This window comes from Alkalilacustris brevis (genome assembly GCF_003350345.1).
In the GTDB taxonomy this organism is placed as follows: domain Bacteria; phylum Pseudomonadota; class Alphaproteobacteria; order Rhodobacterales; family Rhodobacteraceae; genus Alkalilacustris; species Alkalilacustris brevis.
In genome coordinates this window covers 16,668-39,739 of sequence record NZ_QNVJ01000033.1, presented here as the reverse complement: position 1 = coordinate 39,739, position 23,072 = coordinate 16,668, and the positions used below count along the sequence as shown (strand labels likewise).

16 protein-coding genes are annotated in these 23,072 nt (G+C 67.2%); 8 read left to right on the top strand and 8 right to left on the bottom strand.

Annotation, left to right across the window (positions count from 1 at the left end; translation table 11 throughout):
* Positions 1-252: 252 nt before the first annotated feature.
* Together DQ229_RS04690 and DQ229_RS04685 are read left to right on the top strand one after the other, a co-directional pair.
* A complete protein-coding gene (locus DQ229_RS04690; RefSeq protein ID WP_114965121.1) occupies positions 253-1,293 on the top strand; it encodes a universal stress protein in 1,041 nt (346 codons plus the stop codon).
* Complete coding sequence (locus DQ229_RS04685; protein ID WP_114965120.1) at positions 1,290-9,806, top strand: GH36-type glycosyl hydrolase domain-containing protein; 8,517 nt, start codon at positions 1,290-1,292, stop codon at positions 9,804-9,806. Before DQ229_RS04690 ends, DQ229_RS04685 begins: the two co-directional genes overlap by 4 nt.
* A gap of 43 nt (positions 9,807-9,849) precedes the next feature.
* Here DQ229_RS04685 and DQ229_RS04680 read toward each other — a convergent pair whose 3' ends face one another.
* The 7 genes from DQ229_RS04680 to DQ229_RS04650 form a co-directional block, all read right to left on the bottom strand.
* On the bottom strand, positions 9,850-10,659 hold the full coding sequence (locus DQ229_RS04680; RefSeq protein ID WP_114965119.1) for an ABC transporter substrate-binding protein: 810 nt from the start codon (positions 10,657-10,659) through the stop codon (positions 9,850-9,852).
* Between the two features lie 8 nt (positions 10,660-10,667).
* The gene (locus DQ229_RS04675; protein WP_114965118.1) at positions 10,668-11,384 is read right to left on the bottom strand and encodes an ATP-binding cassette domain-containing protein; all 717 of its coding nucleotides are present in this window, start codon (positions 11,382-11,384) and stop codon (positions 10,668-10,670) included.
* Positions 11,378-12,082, bottom strand: coding sequence for an ABC transporter permease (locus DQ229_RS04670; protein ID WP_114965117.1), 705 nt, complete (start codon positions 12,080-12,082; stop codon positions 11,378-11,380). The genes DQ229_RS04675 and DQ229_RS04670 overlap by 7 nt, the downstream gene beginning before the upstream one ends.
* A 109-nt stretch (positions 12,083-12,191) precedes the next feature.
* Entirely contained in the window at positions 12,192-12,671 is a 480-nt protein-coding gene (locus DQ229_RS04665; RefSeq protein WP_114965116.1) for a DUF6505 family protein, read from the bottom strand.
* 1 nt (position 12,672) lies between these two features.
* Positions 12,673-13,398 (bottom strand): biotin/lipoate--protein ligase family protein, encoded by a 726-nt coding sequence (locus tag DQ229_RS04660; protein WP_114965115.1) that lies wholly within the window; start codon positions 13,396-13,398, stop codon positions 12,673-12,675.
* Positions 13,395-14,471, bottom strand: a complete 1,077-nt coding sequence (locus DQ229_RS04655) for an Mrp/NBP35 family ATP-binding protein (RefSeq protein ID WP_114965114.1) — start codon at positions 14,469-14,471, stop codon at positions 13,395-13,397. The genes DQ229_RS04660 and DQ229_RS04655 overlap by 4 nt, the downstream gene beginning before the upstream one ends.
* Positions 14,468-14,680 carry a DUF6494 family protein gene (locus DQ229_RS04650; protein WP_114965113.1) on the bottom strand — a complete coding sequence of 71 codons (213 nt, stop codon included), beginning with the start codon at positions 14,678-14,680 and terminating at the stop codon, positions 14,468-14,470. The genes DQ229_RS04655 and DQ229_RS04650 overlap by 4 nt, the downstream gene beginning before the upstream one ends.
* A 117-nt stretch (positions 14,681-14,797) precedes the next feature.
* Here DQ229_RS04650 and DQ229_RS04645 point away from each other — a divergent pair, with 117 nt between their 5' ends.
* Positions 14,798-15,598, top strand: a complete 801-nt coding sequence (locus tag DQ229_RS04645; protein WP_155326444.1) for a cytochrome c family protein — start codon at positions 14,798-14,800, stop codon at positions 15,596-15,598.
* Here the strand turns inward: DQ229_RS04645 and DQ229_RS04640 are convergent.
* Positions 15,592-17,571, bottom strand: a complete 1,980-nt coding sequence (locus tag DQ229_RS04640; RefSeq protein WP_114965111.1) for a 4Fe-4S binding protein — start codon at positions 17,569-17,571, stop codon at positions 15,592-15,594. The two genes, DQ229_RS04645 and DQ229_RS04640, sit on opposite strands and share 7 nt — an antisense overlap.
* Positions 17,572-17,951: 380 nt before the next feature.
* On the opposite strand from DQ229_RS04640, the gene DQ229_RS04635 reads away from it, so the two are divergent.
* From DQ229_RS04635 to DQ229_RS04615, 5 genes are all read left to right on the top strand, one after another.
* Positions 17,952-18,488, top strand: coding sequence for a DUF3305 domain-containing protein (locus tag DQ229_RS04635; RefSeq protein WP_114965110.1), 537 nt, complete (start codon positions 17,952-17,954; stop codon positions 18,486-18,488).
* Positions 18,488-19,183: a DUF3306 domain-containing protein gene (locus DQ229_RS04630; protein ID WP_114965109.1), complete on the top strand. Its 696-nt coding sequence runs from the start codon at positions 18,488-18,490 to the stop codon at positions 19,181-19,183. Before DQ229_RS04635 ends, DQ229_RS04630 begins: the two co-directional genes overlap by 1 nt.
* On the top strand, positions 19,180-19,800 hold the full coding sequence (locus DQ229_RS04625; RefSeq protein ID WP_114965108.1) for a TorD/DmsD family molecular chaperone: 621 nt from the start codon (positions 19,180-19,182) through the stop codon (positions 19,798-19,800). Before DQ229_RS04630 ends, DQ229_RS04625 begins: the two co-directional genes overlap by 4 nt.
* Before the next feature lie 86 nt (positions 19,801-19,886).
* Positions 19,887-20,084, top strand: a complete 198-nt coding sequence (locus DQ229_RS04620) for a twin-arginine translocation signal domain-containing protein (protein ID WP_114965107.1) — start codon at positions 19,887-19,889, stop codon at positions 20,082-20,084.
* A gap of 91 nt (positions 20,085-20,175) precedes the next feature.
* Entirely contained in the window at positions 20,176-23,070 is a 2,895-nt protein-coding gene (locus DQ229_RS04615) for a formate dehydrogenase subunit alpha (RefSeq protein WP_114965106.1), read from the top strand.
* The last annotated feature ends 2 nt before the right edge of the window (positions 23,071-23,072 follow it).

Below are 23,072 nucleotides of genomic sequence, written 5' to 3'. Positions count from 1 at the left end.
GCCTCTTGGGTTGGCATAGCATCGAATAGTTAAAGACTGCGCCGCATATCGGAACGCCAGCATTTTAACGAGCGACCGGCGCAGAACCACATCGGGGACAGTGGATCCGAGGCTCAAGGCTGCACCAATGACGGTGCGGCTGGGGCAGGGACTCGGACGTAAGGCACGAACAAGGCGGGCGCCCCGCCCGTTTCGACTTGTCCAGAGCACAACGCGCCTGCCGGCGCTGCGTGCAACCCCGGAGGAGAAACCATGCCACAGACCACGAGACCGAACACGGCTACCGGCGTTGCCGAAGTTACACTCTCCCAGTTTGCAGGCGCCGACAGGGCCAAGCCCGTCATTCTGGCCTGCGTCGATCGCTCGCGCCATGGGCGTCGGGTGCTGGCGCATGTGGGCGCGCTGGCCAGGGCCGTTGGTGGCCAGATTATCCTCATGCGGGTGCTGGACCCCCATTCGGGCAACGATCTGCCCCCTGATCCGGTCGACTGGGAGGTGCGCCGCCGCGAGGCCGGATACGCGCTTGCCCGCATGGCCGAACGCGGCGGTATCGATGCCCGGATCATCCTTGCCCAGGGCCGCCCCAGCGAAGAGATCTGCCACGAGGCCGCCCGCCTGGGCGCAGAATACATCGTTCTCGGCCGTTTCGGAGAAGAGGTCGAAGACATGGACCGCACAGCCGGGATCGGCGCCACGGCGCGCGCCATTCTCGAACAAGCGCAGGAAAAGGTGCTGCTGGTGCCCGAAGGCGACCGGCGGGTGCCGTGCTTCCGGCGCATTCTTGTGCCGCTGGACGGGTCTTGCTGGGCCGAAAGCGCGCTACCGACTGCGATGCGCGTTGCCGGCTCGACCAATGCCGAGATCGTGCTGGCGCAAATCATGACGCCCCCCGAATTCGTTTGTCCCACGCCGCCCGAACCCGAAGATGTGGAGCTGCGCGCGCGGATCACGGAGCGCAACAATCGCGCTGCACGCGGCTATCTTGAGCGCCAGCGCGCCATGCTTGCCGAACAGGGCGTTACGGTGCGCAAGCGGGTCGTTGACGGGGCGGATGCGCGCGGAAGTTTGCTGGAACTGCTGCGCGAGGATGCTTACGATCTCGTTGTGCTCTCGGCGCGGGGAAGCGGTTTTCGCCATCTGCCGGGCCTTCACTTCGGCAGCGTCGCCGCCCATCTGAGCCTTCACAGCGCCACGCCGCTGCTGTTCGTTCGGCCTGACACGGATGTATCGCAGCGCCGCAGCGGACGGCGCGCGGTGGCCACCGCACCGCCACCCGCGGCATTGCACGCATGACCGAGCCCACGTCCGAGACCACGTCCGGTTCGGCCTCTCAACCGCCCGAGGTGCGGGCAGCATGGGATCTCGCTGCGCGGCATCATCTGCATGACGGGCCGCCGCGCCCGCCGCCCGCCCTGGCAGAGCTTGGTGCCATAAGCGACTGGGTGCCGCGTGCGCTGACTGCCGCGCGCGCGGCCGCCCCCGAAAACCTGACCGCTGCCGAGTGGATGCTCGACAACGATTATCACCTGCGCCGCGCGTTGCGCCAAATCCGTGCAGACATGACCCCCGCGTTCCTGAACCGGCTGCGTGCTCTGCCGCCGCAGGCTGTCGTAACCGGGCCGGATCAGGCTGGCCGCCGCGCCGGCCCGCCGCGCATTCACGCCATGGCCCACGGTTTGCTGGCGGCGTCGCAGATGCAGCTGTCGCTGCCGGTCTGCGTGCGCTTCCTGCGCGCCTATCAGGATCGCGCGCCGCTCGATATTGCCGAGCTGTGGGCCTTTCCCACGATGCTGCGGGTCGCGGCGCTGGAGGTGTTGATCGCAGCCGTCAGCCAGCGCTTTGCGGACGTCGCGCCGCCGTTGTCGCCCGAGCAGCTGGCAGAGCTGCCCGCGGGGCTTGACGCCTCGGAATGCGTCGCAAGGGCAATGGCAACGCTGTCGGTGCTGAAAACGATCGACTGGAAACTGGTTTTCGATGCCTCGAGCCTCGTCGAAGAGATCCTGGCCCTGGATCCTGCCGGGGTTTACCCGCTGATGGAGTTTCGCAGCCGCGATGATTATCGCAAGGCCATCGAGACGATCTGCGGATCATGCCGTCACAGCGAGCGCGAGGTTGCCGCGGCGCTGGTTACGCTCTGCGCCGGGTATCCGGGCGACAAGCTTCGCGGCCATGTCGGCTGGTGGCTGCTGGGCGAGGGGCGGCACGATTTCGAGGCACGCCTCGGCGCGCACCGGTCGGTCATGCACCGCCTGCGTCACGCGGCGGGGCGGCAGGCGGGCAAGCTTTACGCCGGGGCGCTGGGACTGGCGTGGCTGGGGGCGTTGGCGGTTCCCGCGGCCTATCTTTGGCTTGTGTCCGCTGGGCCGGTGGCCTGGGCTGCGGGTATTGCGCTGGCGCTGGTGCCGGCAACGGTTCTCGGGATGACGCTGGTCAACTGGCTGGTCACGCTTCTGGTTGCGCCGCGCCGCCTGCCGAAGCTCGATTTCCGACGTGCCATCGCCCCCGATTGCCGCACCGCGATTGCGATTCCGGCGCTGGTGTCCAAGCCCGAGGATGCGAAGGAACTGGCGCAGGCGCTCGAGGCGCACCGGCTGTCAAACCCCGATCCGATGCTGCAATTCGTCCTGCTCAGCGATCACGCCGACGCACAGGCCCGCACGCTGCCGCAAGATGCCGAGGTCGAGCGCGCGTTGGTCGCGGCCATCGACGGGCTGAACGCGCGCTATGGCGACGGGCGCGGCGGCGGCCCGTTTCACCTGCTGCACCGCGCAAGGCTCTACAACCCGGCGGAAGGCTGCTGGATGGGCTGGGAACGCAAGCGCGGCAAGCTCGAACAGCTCAACGCCCTGATCCTGAGCGGCGATCGCGACGCCTTTCACTGCCGCGCCGGCGAGACTCGTGCGCTGCGCCGGGTCCGGTTCGTGCTGACAGTTGATGCCGACACCAGGCTTCCGCCGGGCTCGGCCAACCGGCTGGTGGGAACGCTGGCGCACCCGCTGAACACGGCGCGCTTCGACGTCGCGACCGGACAGGTGCGTGGGGGCTATACCATCCTGCAGCCCAGGGTGGAAATTTCGCCGGAGGCGGCAACGCAATCGCTGTTCGCGCGCCTGTATGGCGGCGACACTGCGATCGACATCTATTCGCGCGCAGTCTCCGACGTCTATCAGGACCTGTTCGGCGAGGGCAGCTTCACCGGCAAGGGTCTTTACGAGGTCGCCCCCTTCGCGCGCAGCCTGGAGGGGCGGGTGCCCGAGGGGCGCATCCTCAGCCACGATCTGTTCGAAGGGCTGCATGGCCGTGTCGGGCTGACCAGTGACATCGTGGTCTATGAGGGGTTCCCGCAAGGCTACCCCGAACAGGTCGCGCGGATGCATCGCTGGATTCGTGGCGACTGGCAGCTTCTGCCCTGGCTGGGGCGGCGCGTTCCCGGCCCCGAGGGCGTGAAACTGGCAAGTCGCTTCACGCATCTCGGGCGGTGGAAACTGCTGGACAATTTGCGCCGGTCGCTCGTGCCGGTCAGCCTGCTGGCGCTGGTTCTGGCGGGCTGGGCGGTGCTGCCGGGCAGCCCCTGGGTCTGGACGGCGCTGGCGGTTCTGGTGCCGGGGGCGCATCTGTTCACCGATCTGGTCACCGGCTTCACGCAGGGGCGCAGGCGGGGGGCGGTGCGCTCTGCACTCCTGCGCGCGCGTGAACATGCGGGCCGCTGGGCGCTGGCGGTTATCTTTCTCGTCAACGATGCGGTGACGGCGCTCGATGCCATTCTGCGTACCCTGTGGCGGCTGTGGCGCGGCCAGCGGCTGCTGGAATGGACACCGGCCGCGCAGGTCGCGGCGCGCCTTGCCCGGCGCGGACCGCGGAGCGCCGTATGGGCGGTGATGTGGCCTGCGCCCGCGGTTGCCGTTCTGGCCGGTGCCGGGCTTGCCATGATCGCTCCGGCGGCGCTGCCCGCCGCGGCCGGGTTGCTGGCGCTGTGGTTTGCCGCGCCCGAGATCGCGCTGGCCGCCAGCCGCCCGGCAGAGGAGCCCGAGGCCGCGTTCGACGCGCGCGACCGCGCCTTCCTGCGGCGGATCGCCCGGCGCAGCTGGCTGTTCTTTGAAACCTTCGTGCGCCCCGAAGACAACTGGCTGCCCCCCGACAATTACCAGGAGGCGCCGCAGCAAGGGGTCGCGCACCGGACCTCGCCCACGAATATCGGGATGATGCTTCTGTCGTCGCTGACTGCGTGGCGTCTGGGATATCTCGGCCTGCCCGAACTGGTGATGCGGACGCGCAACACGCTGGACACAATGGACCGGCTGCAAAGCTGGCGCGGCCATCTGCTCAACTGGTACGAAACCCGGCATCTGGAGCCGCTGGAGCCGCGCTATGTCTCGACGGTGGACAGCGGCAACCTGGCGGTCAGCCTGATCACGCTGGGCCAGGCGGCGCAGGCCGCCCGCCTTGAGCCCGCCTTCAGCCCCGCCCGCTGGGACGGGCTGCACGACACGCTTGCGCTCCTGGCCGAAGCGATGGCGATGGAGGACAACGCCCAGCTCTTTCCCTCGGGGTGCCCGCAGGTGCTGCATGACATGCAGGCGGATGCCGCGCGGCTGCGCGACCAGCGCGCGCAATGGCCCGAGGCGCTGGCGCGGCTTTGCGACGCGTTGATGCCGGCGCTCGAGGCCTGCGTGCGCGAGGCCATCGCGGCAAGCGAGACCCTGCCAACGGCTTCTCTGCGCGAAGTGCAGACCTGGCTGGAGCGCGGCCGCCAACATCTGAGCGCAATGCGGCGCGACCTGAACGCGCAGCAGGGCTGGCGCATGGTGCTGGCGCAGGCGCCTGAGGGTTGCGCCGGGCGGGCACAGGCAGTGGCGCAGGCGTTGCCCCATGATCTGCCACTGGCCGCCACGAGCACCGCGTTTGCAACGGCCCGCGACCGGCTATCCGAACACGGCACCTTGCTGGAGGATGAACCCTCGCGGGAATGGATCGACGCGCTGGACCGCGCGCTCGAGGACGCGGCACAAGCCCATGCCGGGCTGGAGCGGGCCCTGCGCGCGATCTCGGCGCGGGCGCGGGACTGGGCGCACGGGATGGATTTCCGCATGCTGCTTGACCCAAGCACGCGGCTTTTCTTCATCGGCTACGATGTCGGCGTCGGGCGGCTTGATCCCAATCGCTACGACCTGCTCGCCTCGGAGTCGCGGCTGGCCAGTTACTTTGCCATCGCCAAGGGCGATGTGCGCCTTGAACACTGGTTCCAGCTGGGCCGGCCCGTAACTGGCGACGGCAGGGGCCTTGCGCTGGTGTCGTGGAACGGGTCGATGTTCGAATACCTCATGCCGCGCCTTTTCAAGAGCAGCCCGGCCGCGACGCTGCTGGGGCAGAGCGACCGCGCCGCCGTCGACATGCAGCGCGCCTATGGCGCGCGTCTTGGCGTGCCCTGGGGTATTTCGGAATCGGGCTATGCCGCGCAGGACCCTGAAGGGAAGTACCGTTACCACGCCTTCGGGGTGCCCGGCCTGGGCGTGCGGCGCGGGCTGGCGCGCGATCTGGTGATTGCGCCCTATGCCACGTTTCTGGCACTGCAACTGCGCCCGCAGGCCGCGCTGGCCAACCTGCGCAGGCTGGCCGGGATGGGGCTGATGGGGCGCTACGGGTATTTCGAGGCGGTCGATTACACTGCCGATCGTGTCCCGGTGGGGGAAAGTTTCGTGCCGGTGCGCTCGTATATGGCGCATCATCACGGCATGGGGCTTGCGGCGCTGGGCAATGCGTTGTGCGATGACATGCTGGTGAACTGGTTTCAGCAGGATCCGCATATCCGCACGGTGGAATTGCTGCTGAGCGAGCGGATCCCGTGGGAACTGCCGGTTGAGGAAATGCGCGCCGAGGAAACCCTGCCGCAACCCGAGGACACGCCTGAGGCGGCGCCGGCACTGCACCCCTGGTTGCCGCCCGCGGATGGCCGTGACCGCCTGCTCCACGCGATTGCAAATGCCGACATGACCGCACGGCTGGGCGATGGTGCCGGCGGTAGCCTTTGGTGGCACCGGCACCTGCTGACGCGGGCAATCGGCGGCGATGTGGACGGGGTTGGCGGGCGCAGCCTGTATCTGCGCGACAGCGAGGATGGTGCACTGTGGAGCCTTGACAGCCCGGCCGATAATGGCAGCACCGACGACCCGCGGCGGGTGGTGCTGCATCAGCATATGGTCGAATACCACCACCGCCAGAACGGCATCGCCATGAGCTTGCTGATCGGCATCGCGCCCGGCGACAGTATCGAGATCCGCCGGATCGCGCTGGTCAATGAAACCGACCGCCCGCGCAAGCTGTCGATCACCAGCTGCGCCGAGGTGGTGCTGGCGCCGATGGAGGACCACGATCGCCACCCGGCCTTCAGCCGGTTGTTCGTGGCCAGCACCCATGTGCCGGAACTGGGCGGTCTGATCTTCAATCGCAGGGGCCGCCGCCCCGAGGAATTGCACCCTGCGCTGGCGCACCGGATGGTCTGCGATGATGGAACGGCGAAGGTGTCGGGATACGAGACCGACCGCCGCGCCTTTCTGGGCCGTCACGGGACCGCGGCGGCCCCTGCGGCGCTTGGTGACGCGCAGCTGGGCGCGCGCACGGGCTGGACGCTTGACCCGGTGATCGCCCTGCAGGCCGAGGTGACCCTTGCGCCCCATGGCCATAGCGAGATCGCATTCGTCACCATCGCAGGCGAAACCCGCGCCGATGCCGAGGACGCGGCACGACGCTTCGCCACGCTGAGCACACTCGACTGGGCGCTTGAGGCGGCAGGCAGGCAAGTCGCGCGCAGCGTGCAGGGCTGCGGGCTGGCACCGTCGGATTTGCCGCAGGCACAGGCCTTGCTGTCGCAGCTGCTGCGGCCCGGCCCGCGCTTCGGCGGGCCTTTGACGGATATCCGCGCGGCGGCCCCGGCGCAGCCCGACCTCTGGGCGCACGGAATTTCGGGCGACGCGCCGATCCTGGCCCTGCGGGTCGGCGAGGGCCGCGCACGCAGCCTGACCGCAATGCTTCTTGCTGCGCATAAACTTTGGCGCAACAGTGGCTTGCGGATCGATCTTGTCATTCTGCATGAGGGCATTCCGGGCTATGTCGAGCCGGTGCGCGAGCGCCTTGTCGCGCAATTGCGCGACGCCGGATCGCAGGAGCTGCAGGGCCACCGGGGCGGGGTGCATCTTGTGGCGGTCGATCCCGCCGCGCCCGGCTCTGCAGCGGCGATTGAGGTGGTGGCTTCGGTCATGCTTGATGTCGACAACGGCGCGCTGGAGGCACAGCTTGCCGGGTTGCGCCCCGACCGGCCCGAGCCGCCGCGCTTCGCGCCGTCGGATGTTCATGACACAGCGCATGGGGCAGGCGCCCCGGCCCAACTGCCACCGCCCCCGGTGCTGATGCTGGACAACGGTTTCGGCGGGTTCTGCCGCGAAAGCGGCGACTATGTCATCGCGCTCGATCAGGCTGGGCCGCCCCCCGCGCCCTGGGCCAATGTGCTGGCCAACCCCGATTTCGGCACCATTGTCACCGAGGCCGGGCTGGGCTGGAGCTGGGCGCTCAACAGCGGCGAGAACCGGCTGACGCCCTGGCGCAACGATCCGGTCAGCGACCCGCAGGTCGAGGCGCTTTATCTGCGCGACGAGGTGAGCGGGCATGTCTGGACGCCGACACCGCTTCCCGCTGGCGGCGGTGGCGCCTTTCGGGTGCGCCACGGCACTGGCGCCACGACATGGCACAGCGCGGGGCAGGGGCTCGAGCAGGAATTGCGGGTCTGCGTTGCAACCCGTGATCCGGTCAAGCTGGTCCATCTGCGCCTGCATAATCGCTCGGCACAGCCGCGCCGCATCACCGCGACCTATTTCGCCGACTGGCTCCTGGGCGCGGTGGCGGGGCGGCCTGATCCGTTCCTGAGGGCCGCCTATGACAGCGCGGCGCGTGCGCTGATTGCCCGAAACGCGCGCAACCCGGTCTTTGCCGGGCGCGTGGCGTTTCTCGCGGCCAGCCACGATGCGCATAGCGTGACCTGTTCGCGCCCCGATTTCCTTGGCGTAGAGGGAAACATGGCCAGCCCCGAGGCCCTGCAGCGCTGGAATCTGGGCGAGGCCAGCGATTGCACCGGCGATATCTGCGCGGCCTATCAGGTTCACCTGAACATTCCGCCGGGCGAGAGTGTCGAGGCACATTTCGTGCTGGGGCAGGGCGAAAGCACCGAGGACGCCGCCGCGCTTGCCGGGCGCTGGCGCGAGGCCGGGCGGGTGCGTGCCGAATTCGACCGGGTGCGCGAGGCATGGGCCGCGCGCCTGAATGCGGTGCAGGTGCAGACCCCGGATCCGGCGCTGGACATCATGGTCAACCGCTGGCTGCCCTATCAGACCGTCAGTTCGCGGATCGATGCGCGCGCGGGGTTCTATCAGGCCGGCGGCGCCTTCGGGTTTCGCGATCAGTTGCAGGACGTGCTGTCGCTGTTGCATGGCGATCCACAGATTGCGCGCGCGCATATCCTGCGCGCTGCCGCCTTTCAGTTCGAGGAAGGCGATGTTCTGCACTGGTGGCATCCGCCCGAGGGGCGCGGCGTGCGCACCCGCTGTTCGGACGATCTGCTGTGGCTGCCTTATGCCACCGCCGCCTATGTCGAGGCCACCGGCGACACCTCGATCCTGTCCGAGGAGGTGCCGTTTCTCAGTGCCCCGCCCCTGAGCGATCAGGAACATGACCGCTATGCCCTGTTCGAGAGCACGGCGGATAGCTGGCCGCTCATGGAGCATTGCGAGCGCGCGCTGCAGCGCGCCCATGTCATGGGCGCCGACGGCTTGCCGCTGATCGGCACCGGCGACTGGAATGACGGCATGGATCGCGTGGGTGCGAAGGGCCGGGGGCAGAGCGTCTGGCTCGGCTGGTTCCTGATCGCCACGATACGCGGGTTTCTGGACCTGTGCCCCGCCGCCGGGCGCGACGATCTGACCACGCTCTGGCGTGAACGCCTGGATACGCTGAGCCGCACCGTCGAGGCCGCCGGCTGGGACGGCGCGTGGTACATGCGCGCGCGCGACGACGAGGGGCGCCCCTGGGGTTCGGCGAAAAACAGCGAATGCCGGATCGATTCGATCTCGCAATCCTGGGCGGTGCTCTCGGGCGCGGGCGACGAAGGGCACGCGCGCCGCGCCATGGACGCCGCCGCAAGCCACCTGATGCGTGACGATGACACCATCGTTCGCCTGCTGGACCCGCCGTTCGAGGCCACGCCGCGCGATCCCGGCTATATCCGCGCCTACCCGCCGGGCATCCGCGAGAATGGCGGGCAGTATTCCCATGCCGCCGCATGGCTGGGCATCGCACTCGCCGAACTTGGCGACGGCGCGCGCGCCCTGGCGGTGTTCGACCGCCTCAACCCCGTTCGGCAGGCCAGCACGCCCGAGGCCGCCCGGCGCTACATGACCGAGCCCTATGTCATGGCCGCCGATATCGGCGGTGTCGCCCCCCATCTGGGGCGCGGGGGATGGAGCTGGTACACCGGCGCGGCGGGCTGGGGCTGGCGGCTGGTGGTCGAGCATATCCTGGGCCTGCGCCTGCGCGGCGGTGCGCTTGTCATCCGGCCCTGCCTGCCGCCTGACTGGGATGGCTTCACCGCCCGGCTGGTGCGCGGCGGTGGCGCGATCGAGGTGATCTGCGAGAAGCCATCGGGCCTGGCCGGCGGAAGCCTTGCCTTCACGGTCGATGGCCAGGCGGCAAGCAGTGAGAGCGTGACGTTCCCGGAAAGCGGCAAGACTCGAACGGTGCACCTGCGCATCACGGCCAGGTGAAGCGGGGGCAGTCGAACTTGACCACGCGATGGGGCAGCCCGGCCTATTGCGCGACGTGGGCGTTGAAATGGAAAAGCTGGACCCCGTCCCGGTGGAACCCGTCGATCAACGTCTGCGCGGTCTGCGAGGTCAGCCATTCGGCCAGCCGTGCCACTGCCTCGGCCCGCACATGCGGGTGGCGTTCGGGATTGACCGGCAGGAGGGCATACTGGTTGAAAAGTGCCGGATCGCCTGAAAACAGTAACGCAAGCCCCCTGCGATTTTCAAAAGCGAGCCATGTGCCGCGATCGGAAAGCGTATAGGCCTCCATCGCTGCGGCGGTGTTGAGTGCGGCCCCCATGCCTTGCCCGATCGCACGATACCAGGCACCGGATGGTTCGATGCCAGCGGCGTGCCACAGCCGCCGTTCGGCCACATGCGTGCCGCTTTCATCGCCACGGCTGACAAAGAGCGCGCCGGCTTCGGCGATCCGGACAATGGCTTGCGACGCGGTCGAGGCGCCGGCCACGTCGGCCGGGTCGTCCCGGGGGCCGACGATCACGAAGTCATTATACATGATCTCGCGGCGCTCGGTGCCGTACCCTTCGGCAAGCCACGCGGCCTCGGCCTGCGGATCATGGGAAAGGATCACATCGACATCGCCTGCAGCCCCCATTGTCAGCGCCTGGCCGGAGCCGACGATCAACAATTGCACAGTGATCCCGGTTTCCTCGCGAAAGCGCGGCAGCAGCGCCTCTGCCAGGCCGGAATTCGCAAACGAGGTCGTCACCGCCATGCGCATGACGGTTTCCGCGCTCGCGGCCGGCGCGGCGCAAGCAGCCAGCAGCACCAATGCAAGTGTTCTCAGTCGCATGGCGTTCCTCAGGTCAGCAGGTCTCCGCGCAGGTATGCTGCCGCTTCCGCGCTTTTCGGTGCAGCGAAGAACGACGCCCCGCGCGCCTCTTCCACAAGCTTGCCATCATGCAGGAACACAACACGGTCGGCCAGCCTCCTGGCCTGCCCGATGTCATGGGTCGACATGATCAGCGTGGTGCCGGCATTCCGGGCCTCGGTCAGGATGGTTTCGATATCAAGCGTGGCCCGGCCGTCGAGATTGGCGCATGGCTCGTCGAGAAACAGCACCTGCGGGTCACGGATCAGGGCGCGCGCCAGGGCCATTTTCTGCCGTTCGCCCCCCGAGAGCACATGCGCCGGCTGGTTCAGACTGTCCGCGAGGCCCACCTCGGCGCCCTTCTGCGCGGCCAGCGTTCTGGCCGCGCCGCGCCCCATTCCGCTCAGCCGCAAGGGGTATGCGATACAGTCGACAACCGTCCGGCGCATCAGGATGGGGCTTTGAAACACGAAGGCCTGCGATGCGCGCACGCGCTCGGTCTCGCCGGACCAGCGCACTTGCCCCGCGTTGATTCGCTCCAGCCCGTGCATGGCGCGCAGAAGCGAGGTCTTGCCGCTGCCATTGGGCCCCATCACGACGGTTATCCCGCCGCCGGGAATCTCCAGCGAGACCGGGCCAAGAATACAGCGCCCGTTCCGGTGCAAGGTGACCTCTTCCAGCGTGAGGGGCAGAACCGTGGCTACCACCTGGCCCCCCTTTCGGTGTTCGAGACCATGTGCAGCGCCAGGTTGACTGCGATCGCAAGGGCAATCAGGACAAAACCCAGCCCCAGCGCCATGTCGAACGCCCCCTTTCCGGTTTCCAGCGCGATGGCGGTGGTCAGCACCCGGGTGGCATGGTCGATATTGCCCCCGACGATCATGATCGCACCGACTTCGCCGATGGCGCGGCCAAAACCGGCAAGCGAGGCCGTCATCAGGGCGCGCCGGCCGTCCCACAGCAGCGCGGCTATGCGCTGGCGCCGGGTGGTGTGGAGCGAGATCAGAAGGTCGCGGTATTCGCTCCAGAGTTCGCGGATCGTCTGATGCGTGATCGAGGCGATGATCGGCGTGATGATGATGACCTGCGCGATGATCATGGCCGTGGGGGTGAACAGAAGCCCGAGCACCCCGAAAGGCCCGGAGCGCGAAAACAGCACGTAAACGATCAGCCCCACAACCACCGGCGGAAGGCCCATCAGCGCGTTGAGCGTGGCGATCACCCCGCGCCGCAGCGGAAAGCGGTTGACCGCCAGCCAGGCCCCCAGCGGCAGCCCTATGGCTGAGGCGATGAGCGTCGCGGTCAGGCTCACGCGCAGCGAGAGGACAGTGATCTCGACAAGATCGGCATCGAGGCTGACCACCAGAATGAGGGCCTGCCACAGCCCCTGTGCGATATCGTTCATGGCATCTGTATCTGCGCTGCTGGCAGTTCCTGGTGTGGCGCGTTTGCGGCGGTGCGCTCGGGCGCCGCCATGCGCGAATGCGGCATCCGCCGAATACGTCGCGCCGTGTTCATTCCTCGGGCACCGAATGGATCGCGAATTGATCGAGTCCCGCCTCGTTGGGCGGGATGAAGCGGTATTGCTCGCGCACGCCGGCGCTGCCGAGTTCGCGCATCACGGTCAGGACGGTGTTGGGGTCGTGATCAGCGCAAAGCTCTGCCATCTGGGCGATTTCCTCGTCGGCGACGGGGCGAGCGGCCTCGATCGAGGGCGCGCCGTAGATCTCGACGAAATGCTGCGCGAGGCGGTTGGCCAGGTCTTCGATTTCGGACGGTTCGATCCGCGTGACCGCGACAAAGGTGACGCGGCCGAAGGTTTCCAGCCCCAGCCAGCCGTTGGCGAAGGCCTGGCGCGCCTTCCCGACAAGGTCGGCCTCGGTCCAGTCCGAGAATTCGAACCCGCCCGAGATCGCCCACTCGCCGGTGCGGGCGGGGCAGTGAAACACGTTGCGGTCACTTTCATCGAAATGGATCGCGCGCGCCAGATGCATGTCAGTCTCCTCCGAGTAGCGCGGAGAGCGGGATCAGCCGGGTCTGTCCGTCATCCTGTTTCAGCAACAGTCCGAAATTCTCGTCTACACCCAGAAAATGCCCCGTTTTCGGCCCGTCGGGCAAGCTTGCGGTGATGTTCCCGCCCTGTTTCCAGACCAGCCCTTCCCATTCGCGGTGCAGGACGGCGCGCCCGTCGGGGCGTTCGAGTTCGCTCAGCCAGAGCATGCTGTAGCGCGCCCAGGCCTCCAGCAGGTCGCCGGCGCCGATCTCGCCGCAGCCTTCCTGCCGCAACGAGGTGCGATCGGGGGTTTCTCCGGGTTCCACATCGTCGCTCAGGCGCAGCGTCAGCGACAGGCCGACCACCAGCCAGTCGGGCTCGTGCCGGGGGTCGCGCGGGCTGGCGGCTAGCTTGAACGCGCCGCAACGCGCGCCGTTGAGCCGTATCTCGCCGTCCCAGCCCAGGTGCACCGCGACCTCGGGGGGGCCCATCGCGCCAAGTGCGTTCTGTATGCCGAGGCTGCAGGCGATGTAGCCGGCCATCGCCTCTTCGAGCGGGGCTTCGGGCGCCAGCACAAGTGCCGCCCGCAGCCGGTCCGGCGTGATCGACCATGTCAGCAGGCCGGCATCCGTTCCCTGCTCGGCCTCTCCGCAGGCCACCTTGAACGGATCGGTCGGGCCGGTGGCGAGCCCCCGCATCAGCGGGGGGAGTTGCAGCGCCAGACTCATGCCATCCCCTCGTTGACGAGATGCCGCGCCAGTGCGCGGAAGACCTGTGCCTGGGGCGAGTCGCTGTCGGAGACGACCACCGGCGCCCCGCCGTCCGCCGCGGTTCGGATGGACATGGTGAGCGGGATCTCGGCAAGCAGCGCCACGCCCATCTTCTCGGCCTCGCGCGCCACGCCGCCATGGCCGAATGTGTGCTCCACATGGCCGCATTGCGAACAGACATGCATCGACATGTTTTCCACAAGGCCAAGGATCGGCGTTTCCAGTTTCCGGAACATGTCGATGCCCTTGCGCGCATCCAGCAACGCGATGTCCTGCGGGGTCGAGACGATGATCGCGCCATCGACACGCGCCTTCTGGCACAATGTCATCTGCACATCGCCCGTCCCCGGCGGCAGATCGACCAGCAGCACGTCAAGCGCGCCCCACTGCACCTGGAACAGCATCTGCTGCAACGCGCCCATCAGCATCGGGCCGCGCCAGACAACCGCCTCGTCCTCCTGGGTCAGCAACCCCAGCGACATCAGCGTGACACCATGGTTGCGCAGCGGCAGGATCGTCTTGCCATCGGGCGAGGCAGGGCGCCCCGACACGCCCAGCATCCGCGGCTGCGAAGGGCCATAGACATCGGCATCGAGCAGCCCGACCCGCCGGCCTTCGGCGGCGAGCGCGGTTGCCAGGTTGGCCGCCACGGTCGATTTGCCGACCCCGCCCTTGCCCGAGGCAATGGCGATCACGCGCGCGACGCCGGGTATCGGCTCGGGGCCCGTGGGTTTGGGCGCGGCCTGTTTCAGATCCGGCGGCGGGGCAGGGGCGCTGTGGGCCGTCATTACCACCGACACCGTGGCCACGCCGGGCAACGCCTTGAGCCGGGCTTCGGCCTGCGCGCGGGCTTCCTCCATCGTCTTGGCGCGTGCCGGGTCGATTTCGAGCACGAAACGCACGGTGGCGCCATCGGGGCCGGGGGTGACATTCAGCGCGCGCACCATGCCTGCGGCCACGATATCCTGCCCGCCGATCGGGTCGGTGATCTCGCGCAGGGCGGCGAGGACGTCTTCACGCGTGGCACTCATGCCTGCTGTTCCCCTTCCGGGGCTTCGATCCGGCCTTCGACCACATGTTCGAGGTCCAGCTCGTCGATCCGAAGCACCATTGTGGCGCGATAGCTCTTGCCGGCCGCTTCCGGGCCGGCGCTGCGCATGGCTTCCTCGATGGCTTGCTGGGAGGTCACTCCCACCTGTTTGAGAAACTTGCGCATCGACATGTTGAAAGCTTCGCTCATGATTTCCTCCGTGCTGTTCTGCGTGCTGTTCTGGCTGACGTTCTCAGCTCTGTCTTGGTTTGCGACCGGCTTGACCGTGATGGCATGTCCCCCCTAGCGTGGCACGGGGAGGCACCGATGGCCCATAGCCCATCTCGAAGGTCGCGATCCGGACGCTGGTGGCGGCCGGGGCAGGCAACGCTCAGGCTCGGGGCGGTGCTGCTTTGTGTGGCCGGGGGCGTCGCGGCCGAGGAGCCGCGGAGTTTTTCCTACCTGGCCCCGCCCGAGTTGAGCGAGAGCGGGTTTCTCGACCATGTCCTGCCGCGTTTCGCGCTGCGCTCGGGCCGGCGCGGCGAGCCGGCCGCGCAACCCGAGAAGGCCGACCTCTGGATCGGTCGTGCCGAGCCGGGCGCCGTCGTGTTCATGGCGCGGGGCGACGAGCTGCGTTACGCCTATCGCCTCCAGAGCGACAACGCCGCCGCCCGAATGTTCACCGACTGGCTCACCGCCGAGCCCGGGCACAACACCATCGCCGCCTTCACGCCGGAAACGGGCGCAGGTTTCACCCCGGTCGAGGCGAAGGAGGAAATGCTCGAAATCACCTTCGAGGGCGATATCGTTCTGGGCGAGCAACTGGCGGCCGAACATTGCGGGCGTTGCCATGTCACCGCCGAGGGCGGACGCGGGGGTATCGGCTCGACCCCCTCGTTTCAGGCGCTGCGGGCAATGGACGACTGGGCCTTTCGCTTCATGGCCTTCTACGCGCTGAACCCGCACCCGTCCTTCCTGCGGCTGCACGGTGTGAGTCCGCCCTTCCGGCATGATCGCCCGCCGGCGATCGTGCCGGTCGAACTGACGCTCGACGAGGCCGAGGCCATCCGTGCCTATGCCGCCAGTCTGGAACCGGCCGATCTTGGGGAAGAACTCCAGCATCAGTGATCGCGGCGCTTCGACAGGTAGTCTTCGGTCGTGCGCAGACGCGGTTTCTCGCCCATCGCAAAGGGGTTGTCGGCACTGTGAAACTGCGATTGCACGCGGCAATCGTCGCACATCTGGATCAGGCGCGCGGCATCCCCGCCCTGAAACATCGAGTGCTTGCCTGCCAGCTTGTCCATCATGCGCTCCACCGTCGAGCGCACACCGAAAAGCGCGCCGCATTCGATGCAGGCGAAGGGCTCCTCTTCGTTCAGCACTTCTTGCGACAGGGCTGAATCGGCGGGGTTGAAACGCGGCTCCAGGGTGATCGCGTTTTCGGGGCAGACCGTGGCGCAGATCCCGCATTGCAGGCAGGCATCTTCCTGAAAGCGCAACTGGGGCAGATCGGGGTTGTCCATCAATGCGCCCGACGGGCAGAGCGAGGCGCAAGCCAGGCACAGGGTGCAGCTGTCGGTATTCACATGCACCGCGCCATAGGGGGCGCCCTCGGGCAGGGGGATGGGTTCCTGCGCGCCGGGGTTGAGGGCCTGCGCGCTCAGCCGCGCGACCTGACGCCGCCCGCCCATGGGCAGGATCGGCGTGACCCCGGCGGCAATGCGGGTTTGCGAATAGAGGTGGTCGGACAATGCCTCGGGGTCGCCGATATCCAGAAGCGCGATGCGCCGGGTGCCGGGATCGTCGCCTGCGTCCGGCCCGGCCATGGCCTCGGCCAGCGCGATTTCCCGCGTGATAGGCTCGCGCTCGGTCCGCGGGGCGGGCAGGATGCTGACCGAGGCAAAGCCCAACGCCAGTGCCGCCAGCATTTCCGAATGGCCGAACCCGGCAAGCGCCGCCACCGAAAGCGGGATCACATCGCCCGGCAGGCCGCGCCCGAACCGGGCGGCCAGCGATATCATCTCGTTGCCATGCACATCGTCATGCACCAGCAGCCGCGGCGCCGTGCCGCCGGCGGTGCGGTAGGTTTCGGCCATCCGCTGCATGCGGCGCAGATCATGCGAAACCGGGGGCGCGTCATAGCTGATCGCACCCGAGGGGCACAGCGACGAACAGGCCCCACAGCCCGCGCAGACCCGCGGATCGACCGCCACATGATCGCCGTCAGGCCGGATCGCACCGGTGGGGCAGGCGTCAAGGCAGCGGGTGCACCCGGTCTTGCCCGCGCGCGAATGGGCGCAGAGGTGTTCTTCGAGCACCACGTGAAAAGGCTTCTCGAAGGTGCCGACCATCTGCGCGGCCTCGAACACGGCTGCCGCAACTGCGTTGGGGTCGCCGGGATCGGCGCGCAGATAGCCATCGCGTTTGTGGTGCGCCGGAAACAGCGGGGTCTCTCCCGACAGATCCAGGATCAGATCGCATTGCGTTTCCGCGCCGTCCTGCGGGGGGGCAAGCGTGAACTCGCCACGCCCGCCCGGCTCCACGGTCTGCAATCCGTCAAACGACAGCCGGAATGCGCCCAGCGTGCCTTCGGCCCGGCGCAGTTGTCCGCGGATCACCTCATAGGCGCGCGACAGGGGCAGGTCCGCCTCGTCGGTCAGCAGGACCGTCACCGCAAGGGTATCGGCCAGCCGTTCTGCGGCAGCATCGGCGACGCCACTTGCGCCGATGACAAGGCACAACCCCTCGGATGTCACATCCATGGATTTCGCGGCCGGAGGGGCGATCATCCCTTCGGCCAGAAGCGCGGCCATTTTCGGGGCGGTGTCGGCGTCGTCGCTCCAGCCGGCGCGGTCGCGGATGTCGATGCAGGCCGGGGCCGGGCGGTCGAGCGAATCGGCGATTTCCTCGAATCGCGCGGCCTCCTGGGCACAGGCGATGATGGTGTCGCCCTCGGCGATGTATTTCGCGGCAGTTTCGGCTTCGCGGGTGCAGAGCGCTGTGTGGACGCGCGAGCATTTCAGGCCGCTGGCCTTGCCGATCGTCTCTGCATCGATCGTCTGACTGCCGAGACAATCGCATAGAATCAATCGGTTAGCCATATTTGTATTTCTCCCCCCTGGCAGGAACCCGTGCAGAGACGCCCCTGCACGAATACTGACTTGGGGCGAGCAAGCCACGAAAGGCCCGCTCGCGTAAAGTCCGAATACGCCGCTGAGCGGGGTGATTCGCGGGTTTTTGGGCTGCCTTGTTGTCGAGCAAAACGATCAGATTTTGTGCATGGATCATTTCGTCCACATTTTTTGACGCGGCAGACGGTAGATTTGGACAATTTGTCCCTCGGGCCGGTTTGCGCGGCTTTCATGGACCGATTCGCGAAGAAACCCTTTGGCGAGATGCGCCGGCCCGCTAGCCTGATTTGCAAGTCGAAAAAAAACGATCTGGGAGGGTCCACGCCAAAATGCCGCTCGTGCACGAGACGATGCCACTGGGTGTTGTGGTCAGGCGCACACCGGGTGTGACGCGTTGGGCGCGTTGGGCCTGGAAGGTTGTTGCCGTCCTGCCCGGGGCCGGCCCGGCGGATTGGCGCGAGCTCCGCCGCGAGGCTGACGCGGTGGAATACCACGCTGCGACCCTCACGCTCGATCTCTATTCCTCGGACACTGAAGGGTATCAGGTCAATCTCGGCTCCACGGTGCCCGGGGTGACGGTGGTTTTGCGCGATAACACTGACCCTGGCGCGCGCATACCCTGGCGGCCGGCTTTCGTGACCGTCTCGGCCTATGAAGGGCAGGATTACCTGGACAGCGGCGATGGCCTGGTTGAGCTGGTGCCGATGCCGGCGGGGCTGATTGCCTGGGTGCAGGCCTTCGTGGATGCCCATCACGTGGAAGAGCCATTTGTCAAACGCAAGCGCGACCGGCAACGCGTCGATCTGGTCGAGGACGGCAAGGGCGATCCGCGGGTGCGTCAACTCGCCGATGTCTTTCGCGCGCCGACGACACGGAGGTCCGTGTAATGGGGCGTGAAGGGGCAGGCACGGACTTCTGGTCGCGCCGTCGCGCCGCCGTCGCCGCGCAGGAGGCCGCCGAGCAGGAAGCGGCACAGGCTGCCGCCCTGGCCGAGGCCGAGGCCGAGCGGGCTGTCGCGCAAGAGCAGAAAACCGACGAAGAGTTGCTGGAAGAGTTGAAATTGCCTGATCCGGACAGCTTGCAGATGGGCGATGATTTCTCCGTGTTCATGCAGAGCGCGGTGCCCGAGCGTTTGCGCCGCCGCGCGCTGCGCCGGCTGTGGCGCTCCAACCCGGTGCTGGCCAATCTCGATGGCCTGGTCGATTTCGGCGAGGACTTCTCTGATGCCGCCATGGTCGTGCCGGACATGAAGACGACCTATCAGGTCGGGCGCGGCCTGTTGCGCCACGTCGAGGAGCTGGCCGCGCAGGCCGAGCGCGAGGCGCAGGCCGATACCGTTGCCCGCGACGCGCCGGAGGGCGCGGCCAAGGAGCCGGCCGCCGCAGACGCAGATGACATCCCTGCCGGCGAAGCCGATACCGTAACAGCCGCCGGTCATGCGGAGGAGTGGGGCAGCGTGCCCCCTGAAAGCGCAACCGCCTATTCCGAAACCGTGCCCGAAGAGCCCGCTGCCGCCGAACGGCCGCGGCGCCGCATGCGCTTTGCCTTCAGGCCCGAACCAAGCGAGGGATCGACCGAATGAGCCAGGCCAGTGCCGCCCAGCCACAAGTGCCCGAAGAGGACCGTCTACGCGCGGACCTGTACATGTTCCTGTCGGCGATCCTGGCCGCGCCGCCCGATCGTGCGCTGCTTGATCGCACCGCCGGGCTGAGCGGCGATCAGGAGACGGATCTGGGCCGGGGGTTCAGCACGCTTGCCAAGCTTGCCCGCAAGGCCACGCCCGGCTCGGCCGAGCGCGAGTTTACCGATCTCTTCATCGGTATCGGCCGGGGGGAGCTGCTGCCCTATGCCAGCTATTACATGACCGGCTTTCTCAACGAAAAGCCGCTGGCGTATCTGCGCCGGGACATGGCGGCACGCGGGATCACCCGCGCGCCGAATGTGTACGAGCCCGAAGACAACATCGCCAGCCTGATGGAAATGATGGGCGGCATGATCCTGGGCCGGTTCGGCACACCGGCTTCGCTGGCCGACCAACAAGCCTTCTTCAACCGGCATATTGCTCCTTGGGCGATGCATTTCTTTACCGATCTCGAAGCGGCGGAATCAGCCTTTCTGTATGCGCCGGTGGGCGCGATCGGCCGCGCCTTCATGGAGATTGAGCGCGAGGCATTCCGCATGAGCGGCGCGGAGGCCTGACACACCGATGATGCGGGCGCGGTGTCGCGCCCGTCATACCCATGCGGCGCGGCCGCAAGACAGTTCAAAAGGGGAGGGAAAAGCCCATGGCAAGAAAATCCGACAAGACCAGCGAGAGCCGGCGCAGCTTTCTGAAGCTCGCATCGGTTTCCGCACCGGCGGCGGTGGCGGCCGTCAGCCTTGGCCATAAACCGGCCGAAGCGGCGACCATCTCGGATTCGGGCGAGCCGCGGCTCGCCGATACCGGCCACGCGCGCGCCTATTACGACAGCGCCCGTTTCTGACCCGATTGCCGGGCGCCCGCCAGCGGGCGCCGGGTTCACCAGATATTGACCCAGCAGTCCGGGCAGGACCGGCGCAGCAAGGGAGAGAGAGATGCTGAGAAAGAAAACAGGCGGGGGGGCACGCGTCGCACATCGCACGTCGTTCCTGTCGCAAATGGCCGAAAAGACAGTGGATCGCCGCGGGTTTCTGCGCGGTTCGGGGCTGGCGATCGGCGGGCTTGCGGCGATCGGCATGTCAGGCGGAACGGTAACGCGCGCGGATGCGCAATCTGCCGCGACGAGCGCGGTCAGCACGGTCAAGTCGGTCTGCACGCATTGTTCGGTCGGTTGCACGGTGATCGCCGAGGTCAGCGACGGCGTCTGGGTCGGACAGGAGCCCGGCTGGGACAGCCCGTTCAACCTGGGCGCCCATTGCGCCAAGGGCGCGGCGGTGCGCGACAACGTGCATGGTGAACGTCGCCTGAAATACCCGATGAAGAAAGTCGACGGCGCCTGGCAGCGCATCAGCTGGGAGCAGGCGATCGACGAGATCGGCGACAAGATGCTTGAGATCCGCGAGGAAAGCGGCCCTGACAGTGTCTACTGGCTGGGCTCGGCCAAGCACAACAACGAACAGGCCTACCTGTTCCGCAAGTTCGCTGCTTACTGGGGCACCAATAACGTGGATCACCAGGCGCGGATCTGTCACTCGACCACCGTGTCAGGTGTGGCGAACACATGGGGCTACGGCGCCATGACCAACAGCTACAACGACATCCACAATTCCAAGGCCATCCTGCAGATCGGCGGCAACCCGGCCGAGGCGCACCCGGTTGCTATGATGCACATGCTCAAGGCCAAGGAAGAAAACAACGCCGCCTTCATCGTCTGCGACCCGCGCTTTACCCGCACCGCGGCGCATGCCGACGAATTTGTGCGCTTCCGCCCCGGCACCGATGTGGCGCTGATCTGGGGGATCCTGTGGCACATCTTCGAGAACGGCTGGGAGGATCGCGAGTTCATCCGCACCCGTGTCTGGGGCATGGACCAGATCCGCGATGAGGTCGCCAACTGGACACCCGATGAAGTGGAGCGTGTGACCGGCGTGCCCGGCACCCAGCTGGAGCGCGTGGCGCGCACCCTGGCCAACAACCGGCCCGGCACCCTGATCTGGTGCATGGGCGGCACCCAGCACACCAGCGGCAACAACAACACCCGCGCCTATTGTGTGCTTCAGCTTGCGCTGGGCAACATGGGGACCAGCGGTGGCGGCACCAACATCTATCGCGGCCACGACAACGTGCAGGGCGCGACTGACCTTGGCGTGCTCAGCCATGACCTGCCCGGCTATTACGGCCTGGCCGAAGGTGCCTGGGCTCACTGGGCCGCTGTCTGGGAAGAGGATCTGGATTGGCTCAAGGGCCGCTTCGACAGCTACACCGATGCTGACGGAAACACCGTCAACCTCATGAATACCAACGGTATTCCGGTGTCTCGCTGGATCGATGGCGTGCTTGAGGACGCCGAGAACATGGACCAGCCCGACAATGTGCGCGCGATGGTTCTGTGGGGCCACGCCCCGAACAGCCAGACCCGCATGACCGAGATGAAGACGGCGATGGAAAATCTCGACATGCTGGTCGTGATCGATCCTTACCCGACTGTCTCGGCGGCGCTGCATGACCGCACCGACGGGGTCTATCTGCTGCCGGCAACGACCCAGTTCGAGACCCGCGGCTCGGTCACGGCCTCGAACCGCTCGCTGCAGTGGCGCGACAAGATCATGGAGCCGATGTTCGAATCCAAGGTGGATCACGAGATCATCGCGCTCTTCGCGCGCAAGTTCGGCTTCGAGGATCGTCTGCTGCGCAACATCTCGATGGACAGCGAGAGCGAGCCGAATGTCGAGGACATCACCCGCGAGTTCAATCGCGGCATGTGGACCATCGGCTATACCGGCCAGTCGCCCGAGCGGCTCAAGCTGCACATGGCCAATCAGCACACCTTCGATCGCACCACGCTGCGCGCCAATGGCGGGCCTTGCGACGGCGATTACTATGGTCTGCCCTGGCCTTGCTGGGGAACGGCCGAGCTGGGCCACCCCGGCACGCCCAACCTCTATGACATGTCCAAGCCGGTGTCGCAGGGCGGCCTGACCTTCCGCGCCCGCTTCGGGGTCGAGCGGGACGGGCAGAACCTGCTGGCCGATGGCGTCTATTCGGTGGGGTCGGACATCCAGGACGGGTATCCGGAGTTCACCATGCAGATGCTGATGGATCTGGGCTGGGATTCGGAGCTGACCGAAGAGGAGCTTGCCGCGATCGAGGCCTCGGGCGGGCCGAACTCCAACTGGAAGGTCGACCTTTCGGGCGGCATCCAGCGGGTGGCGATTGCGCATGAATGCGCGCCCTTCGGCAATGCCAAGGCCCGCACCGTGGTCTGGACTTTCCCTGACCCGGTGCCGATCCACCGCGAGCCACTTTATACCAACCGGCGCGATCTGGTGGCCGACTACCCGACCTATGCCGACCGGAAGTTCTATCGTCTGCCGACGCTCTACGCGTCGATCCAGAACCAGGACTTCAGCCAGGACTACCCGATCATTCTCACCTCGGGGCGCCTGGTCGAGTATGAGGGCGGCGGCGACGAGACCCGCTCCAACCCCTGGCTGGCCGAACTGCAGCAGGACATGTTCGTCGAGATCAACCCGCGCGATGCGAACAATCTCGGGGTGCGTGACAAGGCGCAGGTCTGGGTCGAGGGGCCCGAAGGTGGCCGCGTCAAGGTGATGGCGATGGTGACCGAACGGGTCGGGCCTGGCGTGGCCTTCATGCCCTTCCACTTTGGCGGGCATTACCAGGGTCAGGACCGGCGCGAAATGTACCCGTCCGGGGCCGATCCCTATGTGCTGGGTGAATCCTCCAACACCGCCCAGACCTACGGCTACGACTCCGTCACGCAAATGCAGGAGACCAAGGCCACACTCTGCAAGATCAGCGCAGCATAAGG